This window comes from Mycobacterium sp. (assembly GCF_032162605.1).
Taxonomy (GTDB): domain Bacteria; phylum Actinomycetota; class Actinomycetes; order Mycobacteriales; family Mycobacteriaceae; genus Mycobacterium.
In genome coordinates, this window is sequence record NZ_JAVROT010000084.1 from 1 (window position 1) to 15,948 (window position 15,948).

The window sequence follows — 15,948 nt, forward strand, 5'->3', positions numbered from 1 at the left end:
GCGGCGCCCTAGCGCAGTGCGTCGGGCCCGAATCCGGCCCCGATCCGGGTCAGGGTGGTTTCGGCTCGTGCGCGGGTGGTGGGGTCGACCCAGTGCGGCAGTGTGTCGAAGAAGTTGCGGATCACCGCGACGTGCTCGGGCCCGATCGCCCCGGCGGCTTGGGCGGCGGCGACCTCCGCGAGTACCGGCGGCAACGGTTCACCGTTGAGTGCGGTGCGCGGTCCCAGCTCCTCGGCTTCGGCCAGGCGGCGGTTGGCGTCCTTGGCCGAGATCCGCAACCGCGTGCTCAGCACGGCCTTCCACGACTTCGCACCCAACTCGACCGGGGAGGCTTCACCTTACAGACCGGCGATGAGGCGATGAGCGACGGTCGGTGTTCTCCACGACACGGTTTCCATCTTGTCGAGGACGTGCAGGAGTTCGGGCGGGGTCAGGGCGTCGAAGGACACCTCGGCCAGCGTGTCGACGGCCGTCAGGAAACCGTCGACCGCCGCGGCGATCTGCTCGCGATCGTGGACGGAACCCGAACTCATGCATCGAAACACTAGTTCGACCCACCGACAAGAAACCCCGGGTTTGTGACGTCTGAAACCGAAGTGATGCAAGGGAATTGGATTGGCCCAGAAGTCGCTCATTAGGCGGGCAATTCAAACTGCATTCCCCGGAGAGATCCCCGAGCCAGCCTCATCATTCGATGGCCTCCTTAGCGGTGTTTGATCTCCCGCTGGCGCATTGGCGCATCCGCAACGAAGCAGGAGACACTGGTGTGATGGAGGCTGCATACGAATCGGGCTATACCGTCGGCGACTATCTGCTGGATCGGCTTGCTGAACTCGGCGTCACCGAGGTGTTCGGCGTGCCGGGCGACTTCAACCTGCAGTTGCTCGATCACGTCGTCGCCCACGACCGCATCCGCTGGGTCGGCAACGCCAACGAACTCAACGCCGGGTACGCGGCCGACGGCTACGGCCGCTTGCGGGGCATGTCAGCGCTCATCACCACCTTCGGCGTCGGTGAACTGTCCGCGGCCAACGCGATCGCAGGCAGCTACGCCGAGCACGTCCCGGTGGTCCACGTAGTCGGCGCCCCTTCGAAGGACACCCAGGTCGCCCGGCGGGTCGTCCATCATTCACTCGGTGACGGCGACTTCGAGCGCTTCCTGCGGATGGCACGTGAAATTACTTGCGCGCAAGCGAATCTGGTACCAGCCACTGCGACCCGCGAGATCGACCGGGTGCTGTCCGAGGTGCGTGAGCAGAAGCGGCCGGGCTATCTGCTGCTCGCCACCGACGTCGCAGAGTTTCCCGTCGAGCCCCCGTCGGCGCCGCTGCCACGGTACGCCGACAACACCAGCCCGCGAGCGTTGTCGTTGTTCACCGACGCGGCCGTCGATCTCATCGGCACACATCAGTTGACGGTGCTCGCCGACCTGCTCGTGCACCGGTTGCAGGCGGTGCCCGAACTCGAGGCGTTGCTGAGCGCGGACGTCATCCCGTACGCGACCCTGATGTGGGGGAAGAGCCTCGTCGACGAGAGCTCGCCGAACTTTCTCGGCATCTACTCTGGCTCTGGCAGTCCCGAGGCGGTGCGCAGAGGGATCGAGGACGCCCCAGTCCTGGTCACGGCCGGCGTGCAGTTCACCGACCTGGTGAGCGGCTTCTTCAGCCAGACCATCGACGCGTCGCGCACCATCGACGTCGGTCCCTACCAGAGTGTGGTCGCCGGACGGGTATTCGCGCCCCTGGACATGAGGGCCGCCCTGCAGGCCCTGACCTCGATACTGCAACGCCGTGGGGTCCGGTCGACCCCGGCCCCAGCGGCCGCTGCGGGAGGCGCCCCGACGCCACCCGACCGCGACGAGCCCCTCACTCAGAAGTCGTTGTGGGACAGCATCGCCGGTGCGCTGGCGCCGGGCAACGTCGTCCTGGCCGACCAAGGGACTTCCTTCTACGGGATGGCAGAACACCGGCTGCCATCGGGCGTCACGTTCATCGGTCAACCCCTGTGGGCGTCGATCGGCTACACCCTGCCCGCCACCCTGGGGGCCGGCTTGGCCCATCCCGACCGGCGTCCGGTACTCCTCATCGGTGACGGGGCCGCTCAGCTCACGGTCTCGGAACTGGGTTGCCTGGCAAGGGAGAACATCCCCGCCGTCATCGTCCTCGTCAACAACGGCGGGTACACGATCGAACGTGCCATTCACGGCGAGGATGCCTACTACAACGATATCGTCGAGTGGAAGTGGCTGGACGTCTTGCATGCGCTCGGCGCAGGCGAGCACCTGTCCTTCCGCGCCGGGAATCAGGGGGAACTCGACGATGCGCTCTCGGAGGCGGCTGCGCACCGCGATGAGCTGGTGCTCATCGAAGCCGTCGTTCCGAGGATGGATCTGCCGCCGGTCCTCGCCGACCTCGCCCATTCCGCAGCGTCGGCGAACGCGGTTCAGACCGCGGTCTGAGCCAGCTCGTCGGGGGCGTCCAGGGAGAGGTGTTCGTGGACGCCGAGCCAGCGCCCCTCGGGGTCACGGCGGAAGATGATCGTCTCGCGCTCGCGCTGTTCATCCTCCACGCCCGCCAACCGGGTGCGCACGCCATGGGTGAACACGGCCACGTCGTCGGTGACGAGGTCTACCCGAGGCTCGACAGACCGACACGAGAGCACCCGGAAGCCGTCGCGCTCCCAGTCGGCCCACATCGCCTCGTACGCAGCGCGGTTCGGAACCAACGCCGGTTCGGCGTGGAACAGGAACGTCGCCTCCGGCGCGAACGCGTCGAAGTACCGCCGGGTGTCGTGCGAGCCGAATGCGGCGACGAGGTCGGCTGCGGCTCGCAGGGCAGAGGATGCATCGGTTTCCGACATGTGGCGAGCCTAATCCGAACGACGGAGGGGATCACCGTTCGACGGGAATGCCCTCGGCGACCAGAATGGCCCGGATCGCATCGATCTCGGCGATGGTCAGCGGCAGCAGCGGGTCCGCGCAGCGAGGCGTGGCGATCATTCCGCGTAGGTACTGCGCAGCCTTGAATGCACCCAACGCGCCTGCGGTGAAGCCGATCCGGGCACGGTCCGCCACGTCGACGATGGCGAACACCCGCAGCAACCGCTCCTGTTCTGCGGCGGCAGCAACCCAGTCGCACGCATCGGCCGCGCGGCCGAGACGGACGTAGCCATCGGGGTCGACGTTGCTAAGTCCCGGTACCTGGCCGTGCGCACCGAGCTGCAGGGCAAGGTCGGCGACAGTCTCAGATCCGGTGAACACCCGTAGTCCGGTGGCCGCGGTCGACGCCAGGATCTGACGAAAGGCGGTGAGGTCACCACTCGAATCCTTTAGACCCGCAATGGTTCCCGCTGTTGCCAGTTGTTCGACGGCAGCGCGGGGGAGTCTCGTGTGGGTGGCGCCGGGAATGTCGTAGGCGATCACCGGGACGTCGACGGAGTCCCGCAACAATTGAAAGTGGCGCACGACCTCGTCCGGGTGGGGTGCGACGTAGAACGGCCCCGTCGACACGACCGCGGCCGCACCGCGCTTGGCCGCCGCCTGAGCGTGATCGATCACTCGGGCGGTGCCGGTGTCGATCGCGCCGGCCACGACGGGCACCTGTCCCGCGGCAACGCTCGCAGCCACCTCGATCGCCAGGTAGCGCTGGGCGTCCGACAGTAACGCGGCCTCGCCCGAGGAACCTCCGACGAAGAGGCCGTCGACACCGGCCGTGATCAAGAACGCGCACAGCCGTTCCAGCGATGATTCGTCGACCTCGCCGTCCGGGGTCAAGGGCGTGGTGAGCGGTGGGATGAGCCCACCTAGCGAGCCGTCGTCGGCGGTCATTGGGAAGCTCCCATGTCGTCGGTCACACCGGGGTCCGAGGCGCTGCGGCCGATCAGATTCGGAACGTCGAACCCGACCAGGATCGCGACCAGGACGGTGAAGCCGAGCGTGAGTACGGTCAGCGTGGTTCCTAGCCCGAGGGTGGATGCGATCGATGCGCCCATGATCGGGGCGATGGCCCCGCCCAGCGCACCGACGTTGTAGCAGAAGCCCAGGCCGCTGGCACGCACGTTGACCGGAAGATGGTCGGACACGAACTTCGGCAGCAGTCCGGAGATGCCTTGGCTGAAGAACTGCAGGCCGAACAGCAGCACCCACAGCCACACGATCTGATCGCTGCTCAAGGCGAAGACCGGGACGACGAACAGCAGGGATATCAACAACCCGAGCACGTAGGTTCGGCGAGTTCCCAATCTGTCCGCGACGATGCCCGACGTCACCGACCCCGCGGCGTAGCCGAGTCCTGCCCATAGCAGGACATGCGCAACCTGGGCCGGATCGAAGTGCAACTCGGTCTTCAGGTACGTGGGCAGCAGCGACTGCAGTGGCCAGGAGTAGAGGAAGGCGGTCAGGACGGTGAGGATCAGCATCACGAACATGGCAGTCTTGTCCGCGGCGAGCTGCTTGGCGAGTGCGACGAAGCAGGCGGCCGCGATCAAGGCCAGCGCGAAAACCCAAGGGCCGGTGATGGTCCGGCTGAAGATCACGACCAGATCGATGGCGGCGACCGCGGAGATCACGATGTTGGCCACTCGCCGTTGCGGATTGAACAACAGCTGCATCGCGGTGTTTTCCCTGAGGGCGCCGCGCTGGACGTTTTCCTCCCATTCCGTTGCCTCGGGCAAGGCTCGACGCATCCACAGCGCGACCGCTGCGGGCAGCAGTCCGATGAAGAACATCCATCGCCATCCGAGGTGGGGGACCACCAACGGGTACAGCTGGCTGGCGAGCACCACACCGATCGGATAGGCGGACAACAGGGCGCCGCTGGCCCGGTTGCGGAAGCGCTGGGGCCACGACTCCATCGCATAGGTGACGCTGCTGGCGTACTCGCCGGCCATGCCGATGCCGACGATCGCCCGGAAGATGAACATCGACCAATAGCCCCAGGAGAGACCGCACAAGAAGCTGCCGCCTGCGAAGCACAAAACGCTGATGACCATGGCGCCCTTGCGGCCGAAGCGGTCGGCGACGGCCCCCAGTAGCAGTCCGCCGAACCACCGCGAGACGAAGGCGGCGCTGACGAGGGTGGCGGCCTGGACCAGGCTGAGATCGAACTCGTCTGCCAACTCGGTGAGCACCAGGGTGATGAGGATGAAGTCGAAGCCGTCGAGCAGATAGCCGATCCAGGCGGCCCAGAACTGTTTCCACTGAGTTCGTGTCAACGATTCGTGTTCGTCTGTTTCGTGCGGTGATTGCGGTGATGTGGCCATGCCGGCACCTCAGATCAGATATCGGATATGTGAGAGCGGATATCCGGACCCTACAACATGACACACATCACATCAATACCCCGGCGGGTCCGTCATGGACCGCCGGCGAGTGGCTACGCCGGGTTGATTTCGAGACTGCGCTGCAGATCCTCGAAGTGCCGGGCCACTGCGCTGGTCATCGCTGCACGGTCGCCAGACCGCAGGGCATCGACTATCGCGGCGTGGTCTTCGGCGGTCGGGCGGCGCAGATCGAGCACGGCGTGGTCGGCGTGGTCGGCGCCCTTTCGGAAGATCGTCCAGAACACGTCGATCAGTTGCAGCACGAAGGGATTGCCGAGGGGTTCGAACAGCGCCTGATGAAAGGCATGGTCGACGTCGGCGGGCACCCGGCCATGTTCGGCGCGGGCCCGCATCTGGTCGACGAGTTCGTCGAGCAGCAACAGGTCACCGTCGGTGATGACCTTGGCGACCTCGGTGATCAAGCCCTCCTCGAGCGCTCGGCGCGCTTGAAGCAGATGAAGAAGCGGAACCCTGTCGGCCTGCAGGCCATAGGGCAGCTGCTCGATCAACGGACCGAAGCTGAAGGTGCCGACGAACAGTCCCTTGCCGCGGCGGACCTCCACCACGCCGTGCGCCTCGAGGCGGCGGAGTCCCTCGCGGACCGAGGTCTTCCCAACGTCGAGCAGAGCAGCCAGCTCAGCCTCCGAGGGCAGCGGGTCTCCCGGCTTGAGTCGCTTGTCGACGATGAAGGCACGGATGGCATCGCCGGTTTCGTGTGACAGCAACGCTCGCATCTGTGCTCCATCGACGCAGGCGGCCGCGACCGCGACCAACTTTTCGGATATCAGGTAGGTTACCCCGCTCGACGATGGTCAGGTTCCGCGTCGGTCAGGAACCTTTGAGATCGACGGCCATCTCGGCGAGCTGAGCGAACGCCTCCTCGAGCCGCTGCGCCATGACGCGCGGACCGAGGAGTGCGGGCTCCGTCTCGGCGACCAGATTTGCGCGCGCGGTGACCACGGTGACGTTGAACAGAGTCCTCGCGAGCTCGAGCAGCCGATCGTCCAACGGCACCCCTGCCCGATCGGCAAGTATCTTCATCACGCGGGGATTGCGGTACTCAATCGCCTTCTTGCGCAACACATCGGAGGAGTTGATCACCCGCAGCATCAGAGTCACCTGGTCGGCCGACGGCTGGCCGTAGGGTCGGTCGGCGACGCGGTTGAACACCGCCACGTGCGCGGCCCGCATCGCCTCCAGCGGACCGAGGTGCTCGGACTGCTCACTCACCTCGGCGACGACGTCGTCGGACACGGCGTCGAGAAGGGCCAGGAACACCGCATCCTTGGTGGAGAAGTAACGGCTGAACGTCCGTGGCGAGACGTCGGCCGCGGCAGCGATCAGTTCGATGGTCGCATTCTCGTCGCCGACGCTCAGGCACAGTTTCACGGCAGCGTCGATCAACTCGGCATGGGTGCGTTGGGCCTTGCGCTCTCGCAATGTCGTGTTCGGCGGGTCAGCAACGTTTGCCACGCCGCGACTGTAGTCGACATTAGCCAGGCTAACGTCTTCGGCGAAGCCCCCCATAGAACGGGGTGGGCGACCCGTCTCGGGCGCCTGCCGCGAATTGACCTGGCGCCGAACGGAGTTCGCGGACAACGCCGCGCAACGGCGGTCACGACTTCTCGCCCCCGTTTGACGAGCCCCCTGCGAGGTAGTTGTGTGTTGTCCACCCGCCGTCAGTTGAGGGAAGGCTGCCGCTGTGACCACTGAAGCCAAACCTGACACCGAACAGCCGCTCACGCCGGCCGAACCGCGGAAGCGGCGCCGGGTGGTGGGAGCGCTGCGGTCGCCGTCGGGTGCGGTCATTCCACACCCCGCCCTTGACGTCACGGTCGACGAGTCCGCGCAGTCACGCCGACGCGGCATCGACTGGGTGGTGTTCGGCGTGACCGCCGTCATCGCCGTCGGCTTCCTGGTCTGGGGCTTCGTCAGTACGCCGTCCCTGAGCAGCGTGTCGGGCTCCGCGTTGACGTGGACCATGGAGAACACCGGTTGGCTCTTCGTGGTGACGTCCTCGGCGTTCGTGATCTTCGTGCTGTGGTTGGCGTTGAGCCGCTTCGGCGCCATCCCGCTTGGGCGCGACGACGAGGAACCCGAGTTCCGAACCGTGTCGTGGATCGCCATGATGTTCAGCGCCGGGATGGGTATCGGCCTGATGTTCTACGGCGTCGCCGAACCGCTCTCGCATCTGGTCACGCCGCCGCCGGGGACCGGCCCGGCGGGCAACACGGAAGCCATGCAGACCGCCATGGCCACGACCCTGTTCCACTGGACCCTGCACCCGTGGGCGATCTACGCCGTCGTCGGTCTCGCGATCGCCTACGGCGTGTACCGCAAGGGCCGCCTGCAACTGATCAGCGCGGCCTTCGAGCCGCTGATCGGCGACCGGGCGAACGGGCCGCTGGGCAAGATCATCGACATGCTGGCGATCTTCGCCACGCTGTTCGGGTCGGCTGCGTCGCTCGGCCTCGGCGCCCTGCAGATCCGCAGCGGCCTGAACATCGTCGCGGGCATCGGCACCGCAGGCAATGCGGTGCTGATCGGCATCATCGTGGTGCTGACGATCGCGTTCATCTTCTCGGCGGTGTCGGGCGTCGCCAAGGGAATTCAGTGGCTGTCCAACGTCAACATGATCCTGGCGCTGATCCTGGCGCTGTTCGTCTTCATCGTCGGGCCGACGGTCTTCATCCTCAACGTCATCCCCACCGCGTTGGGCAGCTACGTGCAGGACATGGCGATGATGTCGGCGCGCACGGGCGCCGAGGGCGCCAACGTCGACGCCTGGCTGCAGAGCTGGACGGTCTTCTACTGGGCATGGTGGCTGTCGTGGACCCCGTTCGTCGGGATGTTCATCGCCCGCATCTCGCGGGGCCGCACGATCCGCCAGTTCGTCACCGGTGTGCTCCTGGTGCCCAGCGTGGTGTCGCTGATCTGGTTCGCGGTCTTCGGCGGCGCCGCGATCAGCATCCAGCAGGGCGGCGTCGACCTAGCAGGCGAGGGAACCACCGAGGGCCAGCTGTTCACGCTGCTGGATCAGTTCCCGTTCGCCACGGTCGCCAGCATCCTGGTGATCGTGCTGGTCGCGATCTTCTTCGTCTCCGGTGCGGACGCGGCGTCGATCGTGATGGGCTCGCTGTCGGAGCGCGGGGCGATAGAGCCCTCGCGGCCCACGGTGGTGTTCTGGGGCGCTGCGACCGGCGCGGTGGCCGCAGTGATGCTGCTGGTCGGTGGCGACGATGCCCTGACCGGTCTTCAGTCGTTGACCATCCTGGCCGCGCTGCCGTTCGTCCTCGTGATGGTCGGCCTCTCGGTCGCACTGGTGAAGGACCTTCGCAAGGACCCCATGATGATTCGGCAGCGCTACGCCGCCGAGGCGGTCGACGATGCCGTGATCGCAGGCGTCGTCGAGCACGGGGACGACTTCGTCATCGCGGTCGAGAAGGATCCCGGCGCCTGAGCCGGCAGCGGGGTGGGCGTGAGCTCGGGCCAGGGGGCGGACCTCCGCCCGCAGGTACCCTCGCGGTAATCCCGAGCACACGAATCGAGGCGTTTCGCGATGTCAGACCCCCAGTCGGTCGAGGTCGAACCCGCGGAGCAGACGCGGTCGCGTCGCCGGTGGCTGCGCCTCGTTCCGGTGTTCGTCATCACCCTGATCCTGCTCGGCGTGCCGTGGTGGACGCTGCTCGCGGCGGGCACGCACTGGCCGACGGCCGTCGTGGTCGTCGGGACGCTGGTGTTCGCGGTGGCGTTCGTCGGACTGCCCGCGTTGATGTTTCTCGGCCGCGGTGGCCGGCGGCCGGACTGGGCAGCCGTCACCGCCGACGCCCTGCTCGGTGTGGCCTGGGTGCTGTTCTTCTGGTCGGTGCTTGGCCAGCTTTTGAGGCTGGGGTTGCTGGTGTCCGGCGTCGGCGATCCGACGCGGTCGCGTGTCGTGGCGGCCGCCGTCGTGGTCGTCGTGCTCGCCTTGCTCGCGTGGGGCTACTCCGAAGCGATGCGGGTACCGCGGACCCGACACGTCGACGTCGTCATCCCCCGGCTCGGCGGTGGGCTGGACGGCCTGCGCGTCGCCATGATCACCGACACCCATTACGGGCCGATCGACCGCAGCCGGTGGTCCGCGGCAGTGAAGGACCGCGTGAACGAGCTGGACGCCGACATCGTGTGCCACGTCGGCGACATCGCGGACGGCACGGTGGCGGTGCGCGAGGCCCAGGCCGCGCCACTCGCTGCGATGCGGGGCAGGCTCGCCCGCGTGTACGTCACCGGCAACCACGAGTACTACGGCGAGGCGCAGAGCTGGCTCGACTACATGGCCGGCATCGGCTGGGATGTGCTGCACAACAGGCACCTCGTCGTCGAACGCAGTGGCGACCGGCTCGTCGTCGCGGGCGTCGACGACGCCACCGCCATGGGCTCCGGACTCGACGGGCACGGCGCGGACCTCGGGGCGGCGTTGGCGTCCGCCGATCCCGATCTGCCGGTGCTGCTTCTGGCCCATCAGCCCAAGCAGGTCCGCAAAGCGGTCGACGCCGGGGTGGACCTGCAGATCTCCGGGCACACCCACGGTGGGCAGATCTGGCCGTTCAACTTCCTGGTCAGGCTCGACCAGCCGGTGGTCCAAGGACTGAGTAGCCACGGCGAGCGCACGCAGCTCTACACCAGTCGCGGCACCGGTTTCTGGGGTCCGCCGTTGCGCGTGTTCGCACCCAGCGAGATCACGTTGCTGACGCTGCGACGGGCGTGAGGCGCCGTCGTCGCAGCGTCCCCGTCGGGACCTTCGACGCGGCAACGAACCGCTGGACCGACGACGTCGATGCCGCCGGTGCGGTGCAACGCGACCGGCTGACCCTGGCGACGTTCAACATCTGGTTCAACGAATGTCACGCGGAGCAGCGTTACCGTGTGATCGCCGAGCTGCTGTCCCGAAACATGCCTGACGTCATGGTATTTCAGGAAGTCACGCCGACTGCGCTGGCCGTCTTCCTCGGCCAACCGTGGATTCGCGAGCGATACCACCGGGCCGAGGTGACCGGTGACGGTGTCGGCAACTACGGCCTGTTGATGCTGTCCCGGCTGCCCGTCAACCGAGTCACCTACACCCGGCTGCCAACCCACCTTGCACGCGGATTCCTGGTGGCCGAGTTCGCCGTCAACGGTCGGCCCGTGGTAGTCGTCGCCGTCCACCTGGAAAGCGGAAAGGCGGCGTCACGGTTGCGCGCACGGCAGCTGGGACGCATCTTCCGCACTCTGCGAAGCGTTGAATCCGCTGTCGTCCTCGGTGATTTCAACATGCGCGATGCCGAGAACGGATCGATCGGCGCACCCTACCGCGATCTCTGGCCGGTGCTGCGGCCACACGACGACGGCTTCACCGAGGACACGACCATCAACCTGATGCGGTTCGACAGCAAGAACAAGCACCGACACGTTCGATTCGACCGCGTGCTTCTCAAGAGCGACTCTTGGGAGGGCGCCAGCATCGACCTCCTGGGGACGGAACCGATCTCGAGTGCACTGCCGCGGGTGTACCCGTCCGATCACTTCGGGGTGCAGTGCCACCTGGAACGCAGGCGGGGTGCATCCGCGGAAACCGCACGGCATCACGGCCTCTGGCCAGGATGGCGGGCCTTCAGAAGCTGAGTCGCCGGTACCGCTGCAGGCGCCGGATGCCCGCGGCCGCGACGATGCCGTCGTGCGGGCGCAACGCAGCCGCCACCAGGGTGCGGGTGTGGTCGACGTCGAACTGGGTGCCGATCGCCACCAGACAGTTGGCACGTGCCGTCGGTGGCGCGGTCGCGAGGTGAATCGACGTGCCGACCACGTTGACGACGTAGCTGCGCACTCGTCCGCGGTAGCGGACCGCGACGGTGCCCTTGAGCCGATACACCCCGGCTGGGGGTTCTTCGAGCAGATCGAGCAGTGCGCCGGGGTCGATGCATCCGTCGCTGGTCGACGTGACGGAGGCGGCGTGGACGTGGTCGTGGTGTTCGGGGTGTGCGTCGGTGGCTGTGGTCGTCGCCGCATCGAGCAGCAGTTCTCGAAAGGAGAGCTGTCCCGAGCCCTCGTCGGCGTCGGACACGTCGTACAGCAGTGTCGGGTCGATCCTGGCGCCGGTCGTGCCGACCACGTGCGCATGCGGATTGCGTTCGCGCACGCGGGATTCGATGCGGTCCATCTCGGCGGCACGGTTCTTCTCGGGGATCTGGTCGAGCTTGTTGACCACGACGAGCGATGCCGCCCCGTACCGGGCCGGCGGGATGCCGCCCCGGTCGACCATGTCGAAGTGCGTGGCCGCGTCGATGACGTCGACGACGCCGCCCGGCCGCACCCGTTCGACTCCGCTGAAGCGGATCAGCCGGGACACCGCGACGGGGTCGGCCAGTCCACTCGCCTCGACGATGATGACGTCCAGCGCCAGGCGCGGGTCCGTGAGCTTATCCAGCGCGTCATCCAACCCGCCATCGTCGGGCAGGCAGCAGACGCAGCCGCCCGTGATCGACACCGGTTCGTCGACCTGGCCCGTCACCAGGGCGGCATCGACGTTGATCTCACCAAAGTCGTTGATGACGACGCCGATCCGCGCACCAGGAGCTTGCAGCACGTGGTTCAGCAGGCTCGTCTTGCCTGCGCCGAGGTACCCGGTCAACGCGATGACCGGTATTGCCCGCACCCGAGGAGTGTAGGGCCACCGGCGAAGGCTCGACGCCGGGTGGGCGGCCGAGTCCGTACGCTCGATCGGGTGACGCTGGTGTCGTGGGCGCGCTTCGTGGTGCAGTACTACCTGTACGACACCGATCGGGCGGGGTTGCTGGCCGCCGCGCGCATCGCGATGGGGTGGCCCGTCTTCCTGCTGACCTCGTCGCTGATCTACTTGGCCATCAGGACCGCCATTCGTGTCCTGCCACGTACGGCCGAGGCGGTTGACTAACCGAGCGGAAGGAACGATCCATGAGCGACGCGGACGCCGCATCGATTCGAGCGGCCAGAGATGACTGGGCCAAGGAGCACCTCGAGACCTATCTCAGCTCCGGCGGCGCCAAGGGACACATCCTGGACCTCAGCTCCGTCGGCGGTCACGCGGTGACGACCCACTGCTTGATCAAGGTCGTGGGGCGCAACTCGGGCAAGGTCTACGTCAAGCCGTTGATCTACGGCAACACCGGCGGTGAGATCGTCATCGTCGCGTCCAAGGGAGGCGCTGACACCCATCCGGAGTGGTACCTGAACATCCGGCACAGCGAGACCATCGACGTCCAGATCGCCACCCAGGCGTTCGAGGCCACCTGGCGCGAGCCCGAAACCGAAGAGCGGCACCAGGTGTGGGCCTACATGACGCACCTGTTCCCGCCCTACCTCGGCTATCAGTTGTCGACGGAGCGTCACATTCCGCTGGTGATGTTGAAGCCCGTGCGCTCGATCGACGTCTTCACGCCCGAGTGACGCGCCCACGTCGCGGATGAGCGAGCTAGTGGTGCACCAGGTCCTTGGCCGAGTCCGGCGTCTTCTTGCCGAGCAGGACCGTGGGGACGTCCTTGGTCTCGCGGGCGGTCAGCGCCGACGCGGCGGCGATCACGCAGACCACGGCCGTGAAGATGCTGATGACCACCCAGCCGCCTTCTCGGACGCCGCCGAGCGCGGTGACGATCGTCGGTGCGAAACCTGCCAGCAGGAACCCGAGCTGGGTGCCGATCGCCACGCCGGAGAAGCGCACCTCGGTGCTGAACATCTCGTTGTAGAAGGACGGCCACACGGCGTTCGCGGCGCCGTAGCCGAGGGCGAAGGTCGCCACTGCGAGCACGAACGTCAACGTGTGGTCGTCGTTGCTCATCGACAGCATGTAGAAGGGCATCAGCGCAGCCGAGGACAGCGCACCGTAGATGAACACCGGCTTGCGACCGATGCGGTCGGCGAGCATGCCGAACAGGGGCTGGGACCCGAGTGCGACGACGTTGGCCACGACCACCAGCCACAGCGTGATGTCGGCCGGTAGCCCGACCTTCTTGCCGTAGGCGATCGCGAGGGTGCCGAAGACCGTCGACACCGCGGCGATGAACGCGCAGACGATGACGCGTAGCACGTCGCGCCAGTGGTGACGAAGCAGCGGCTTCAGCGGCACCCGCGCGATGGTGCCCGCGGCCTTCGCCTCTTCGAACTCAGGCGTCTCGTGCAGCTTGCGACGGATGAAGTAGGCCACCAGGACGACGATTGCGCTGAGCCAGAACGGAACTCGCCAACCCCACGACAGCTCGGCTTCATCGGACAAGGACACGAACGGGATGAGCACCAGCGACGCCAGGATCAGCCCGCCCTGTGTCCCCGTCAGCGTCCATGACGTATAGAACGCCCGCTGGTGATCGGGCGCATGCTCGAGCGTCAACGAGCTGGCACCGGCCTGCTCGCCAGCTGCGGAGAAGCCCTGCAGCAGTCGGCACAGCACCAGCAGGCCGAGGCCCAGGTAGCCGGCGGTGGCGAACGTCGGCAGACAGCCGATGGCGAAAGTCGAAATGCCCATCAGGACGATCGTGAACATCAGCACGCGTTGGCGGCCGATCCGGTCTCCGAAGTGTCCGAGCACGAAGGCGCCGACAGGTCGGGCGAAATACGCGACACCGAACGTCGCGAACGACATCACCAGCGCGCCCTCGCTGCCGGACGGGAAGAACACCCTGGGGAAGATGAGCGCCGCGGCCTGCCCGAACAGGAAGAAGTCGTAGTACTCGACCGCACTTCCCATGAAGCTGGCCAGCGCGGCCCGCCTCGGAGTTCGCGCGGGACCGTCCGGAGACGCACCCCCGGCCGGATTCTGGTGGATTGCGGTCATCGGACTCCTCCTAGTTTCCTGCGACTTCGGGATCGTTGGGCGGGATTTCGAACCATGGGACCGCGGTGCGATTCACTCGACGAGCCTTCGGAAGTGCCGCGACATCCTGGCGGCGTCCGGTACGAGGCCGGTGATCAGCTGGAAGGCAGTGGTGGCCTGGTGCACGGCCATGTGCCCGCCGTCGAGCGTGCGGCAGCCGACGCGGCGGGCCGCGGTCAGCAGCGCGGTGTCCAGCGGTCGGTAGACGATGTCGGCGACCCACAGCGCCGCGTGCAGAAGACTCTCGTCGAACGGAAGACCTGGGTGCTCGGCCATGCCGGTGGGCGTGCAGTGCACGACGCCGTCCGCATGGGGAAGCAGGACGGTCAGCTTGTCGAAGGCCGAGGCGTCAATCCGGGCTTCTGGATGGCGGGCCGACAGTTCTCCGGCGAGCGCGGTGGCGCGATCGACGTCCAGGTCGACGACGGTGAGGTGGTCGGCTCCCAGCTCGAGTAGTGCATGGCCGACCGCGGCCCCTGCGCCGCCGGCACCGAGCAGCACCACGTTGCTGGTCGCTGCGCTAGGGAGTCCCTCGGCGAATCCGGTCGCGAAGCCAGGTGCGTCGGTGTTGTAGCCGACCGTCCGCGCCCCGTCGAAGACGACGGTGTTGACCGCGCCGAGGGCGGCGGCGGCGTCGTCGACCGCGTCGAGGTTGGGGATGACCAGGCGCTTGCAGGGGTGGGTGACGTTCAGCGCGTTGAAGCCGAGGGCGCGAGCCCAGGTGAGGACCTCACCGATCCGCTCGGGCGCGACCCCGATCTCGCGGAGGTCGATGGTGCGGTAGAGGTAGTCCAGATCGTGCGCCCGGCCCTCGGCCATGTGCAGCGCCGGGGTGAGGGAGGGCCCCACGCCGGTGCCGACGAGGCCGACGAGGATTGGGTTGATCGCCACGGTGCTTTGCTTCCTTAATGTACGAACTAGTACGTTCAAGAAGTAGACCAGTGTGGCGCGCGTCTCGTCAACCCCCATGGGTGGGCGGGGTCTCGATCAGGGAGTGGTGAGCCAGCCGACGACGACGTCGCCGATCATCCGGCGCAGGTGTGCGCGTTGCGAGAGCTCGGTGAAGTCGACCCCGAACAGGAAACCGAAGGTGTGCCGGTTTGCGACCTGGAAGACGCAGTAGGAGCTGATGACGATGTGAACGTCGAGTGCGTCGACGTCGCACCGGAAGGCGCCCTGTTCGCGACCGCGCTCGAGGATCTCGTCCAGCAGCGAAGTAGCAGGCTGCGACAGCGTGCGCAGTGAGTCGAGCCGGCCGATGTACTCGCCGCGGTGGATGTTCTCGATCGATACCAGCCTGATGAAGGCCTGGTGGTCGAGGTGGTGATCGAAGGTCAGCTCGGCGAGCCTGCGCATCGCCACGACGGGGTCCACATGGTCGACCTGCAGCTTCTGCTCGGCCTCGCGAATGCCGCGGTAGGCGTTCTCGAGGACGGCCAGGTACAGCTGCTCCTTGCCGCCGAAGTAGTAGTAGATCATCCGCTTCGTCGTGCGGGTGCGCTGCGCGATCTCATCGACGCGGGCACCCGAGTAGCCGGACTCGGCGAAGACCTCCGTGGCGACGGACAGCACCTCGGCGCGGGTGCGCTCGGCATCGCGCTGCAGTTCCCGTCTTGGCTCGGGGGCGGTCACGATCGGCAGCTTACTGCGCAGAGCCGGCCGAACTTCCTCATCGGGCTTCCGAATGTATTAACCGTTTAGTACATTGGATTGTGATTGGAGGCACACCATGAAGACGTCCATTGCGACCGTGTCCATCAGCGGGT

Annotated in this window: 16 protein-coding genes and 1 pseudogene; 6 read left to right on the top strand and 11 right to left on the bottom strand. The window is 66.8% G+C overall.

Features of this window, described 5'->3' with window-relative positions; genetic code table 11:
* Positions 1-8: 8 nt before the first annotated feature.
* Positions 9-320, bottom strand: a pseudogene (locus tag QOI01_RS04620) (DUF222 domain-containing protein); the annotation flags it as partial.
* Positions 321-338: 18 nt separating this feature from the next.
* Complete coding sequence (locus QOI01_RS04625; protein WP_526379014.1) at positions 339-533, bottom strand: hypothetical protein; 195 nt, start codon at positions 531-533, stop codon at positions 339-341.
* A 236-nt stretch (positions 534-769) separates the two neighbouring features.
* Between QOI01_RS04625 and QOI01_RS04630 the strand changes: the two genes are divergently transcribed.
* Positions 770-2,458, top strand: a complete 1,689-nt coding sequence (locus QOI01_RS04630; RefSeq protein WP_526379015.1) for an alpha-keto acid decarboxylase family protein — start codon at positions 770-772, stop codon at positions 2,456-2,458.
* Here the strand turns inward: QOI01_RS04630 and QOI01_RS04635 are convergent.
* From QOI01_RS04635 to QOI01_RS04655, 5 genes are all read right to left on the bottom strand, one after another.
* Positions 2,443-2,859, bottom strand: a complete 417-nt coding sequence (locus QOI01_RS04635) for a nuclear transport factor 2 family protein (protein WP_526379016.1) — start codon at positions 2,857-2,859, stop codon at positions 2,443-2,445. The two genes, QOI01_RS04630 and QOI01_RS04635, sit on opposite strands and share 16 nt — an antisense overlap.
* A gap of 31 nt (positions 2,860-2,890) precedes the next feature.
* Positions 2,891-3,826, bottom strand: a complete 936-nt coding sequence (locus QOI01_RS04640; protein WP_526379017.1) for a dihydrodipicolinate synthase family protein — start codon at positions 3,824-3,826, stop codon at positions 2,891-2,893.
* Complete coding sequence (locus tag QOI01_RS04645; protein WP_526379018.1) at positions 3,823-5,259, bottom strand: MFS transporter; 1,437 nt, start codon at positions 5,257-5,259, stop codon at positions 3,823-3,825. The genes QOI01_RS04640 and QOI01_RS04645 overlap by 4 nt, the downstream gene beginning before the upstream one ends.
* Before the next feature lie 113 nt (positions 5,260-5,372).
* The gene (locus QOI01_RS04650; protein WP_526379019.1) at positions 5,373-6,053 is read right to left on the bottom strand and encodes a FadR/GntR family transcriptional regulator; all 681 of its coding nucleotides are present in this window, start codon (positions 6,051-6,053) and stop codon (positions 5,373-5,375) included.
* Positions 6,054-6,147: 94 nt separating this feature from the next.
* Positions 6,148-6,792 carry a TetR/AcrR family transcriptional regulator gene (locus QOI01_RS04655; RefSeq protein ID WP_526379020.1) on the bottom strand — a complete coding sequence of 215 codons (645 nt, stop codon included), beginning with the start codon at positions 6,790-6,792 and terminating at the stop codon, positions 6,148-6,150.
* Between the two features lie 298 nt (positions 6,793-7,090).
* On the opposite strand from QOI01_RS04655, the gene QOI01_RS04660 reads away from it, so the two are divergent.
* The 3 genes from QOI01_RS04660 (at position 7,091) to QOI01_RS04670 (ending at position 10,962) form a co-directional block, all read left to right on the top strand.
* Entirely contained in the window at positions 7,091-8,779 is a 1,689-nt protein-coding gene (locus QOI01_RS04660) for a BCCT family transporter (RefSeq protein ID WP_526379028.1), read from the top strand.
* Between the two features lie 99 nt (positions 8,780-8,878).
* Positions 8,879-10,066: a metallophosphoesterase gene (locus tag QOI01_RS04665; RefSeq protein WP_526379021.1), complete on the top strand. Its 1,188-nt coding sequence runs from the start codon at positions 8,879-8,881 to the stop codon at positions 10,064-10,066.
* Complete coding sequence (locus QOI01_RS04670) at positions 10,063-10,962, top strand: endonuclease/exonuclease/phosphatase family protein (RefSeq protein ID WP_526379022.1); 900 nt, start codon at positions 10,063-10,065, stop codon at positions 10,960-10,962. The genes QOI01_RS04665 and QOI01_RS04670 overlap by 4 nt, the downstream gene beginning before the upstream one ends.
* Here QOI01_RS04670 and QOI01_RS04675 read toward each other — a convergent pair.
* Positions 10,952-11,992: a CobW family GTP-binding protein gene (locus QOI01_RS04675; protein ID WP_526379023.1), complete on the bottom strand. Its 1,041-nt coding sequence runs from the start codon at positions 11,990-11,992 to the stop codon at positions 10,952-10,954. The genes QOI01_RS04670 and QOI01_RS04675 overlap by 11 nt on opposite strands.
* A gap of 69 nt (positions 11,993-12,061) precedes the next feature.
* Between QOI01_RS04675 and QOI01_RS04680 the strand changes: the two genes are divergently transcribed.
* Positions 12,062-12,250: a DUF3159 domain-containing protein gene (locus tag QOI01_RS04680; protein WP_526379024.1), complete on the top strand. Its 189-nt coding sequence runs from the start codon at positions 12,062-12,064 to the stop codon at positions 12,248-12,250.
* 20 nt (positions 12,251-12,270) lie between these two features.
* On the top strand, positions 12,271-12,762 hold the full coding sequence (locus QOI01_RS04685; protein ID WP_526379025.1) for a nitroreductase/quinone reductase family protein: 492 nt from the start codon (positions 12,271-12,273) through the stop codon (positions 12,760-12,762).
* A 25-nt stretch (positions 12,763-12,787) separates the two neighbouring features.
* Here QOI01_RS04685 and QOI01_RS04690 read toward each other — a convergent pair whose 3' ends face one another.
* The 3 genes from QOI01_RS04690 to QOI01_RS04700 form a co-directional block, all read right to left on the bottom strand.
* On the bottom strand, positions 12,788-14,143 hold the full coding sequence (locus QOI01_RS04690; RefSeq protein ID WP_526379026.1) for an MFS transporter: 1,356 nt from the start codon (positions 14,141-14,143) through the stop codon (positions 12,788-12,790).
* A gap of 72 nt (positions 14,144-14,215) precedes the next feature.
* On the bottom strand, positions 14,216-15,073 hold the full coding sequence (locus QOI01_RS04695; RefSeq protein WP_526379027.1) for a shikimate dehydrogenase family protein: 858 nt from the start codon (positions 15,071-15,073) through the stop codon (positions 14,216-14,218).
* A 96-nt stretch (positions 15,074-15,169) separates the two neighbouring features.
* On the bottom strand, positions 15,170-15,817 hold the full coding sequence (locus QOI01_RS04700; protein WP_526379029.1) for a TetR/AcrR family transcriptional regulator: 648 nt from the start codon (positions 15,815-15,817) through the stop codon (positions 15,170-15,172).
* Positions 15,818-15,948: the final 131 nt, after the last annotated feature.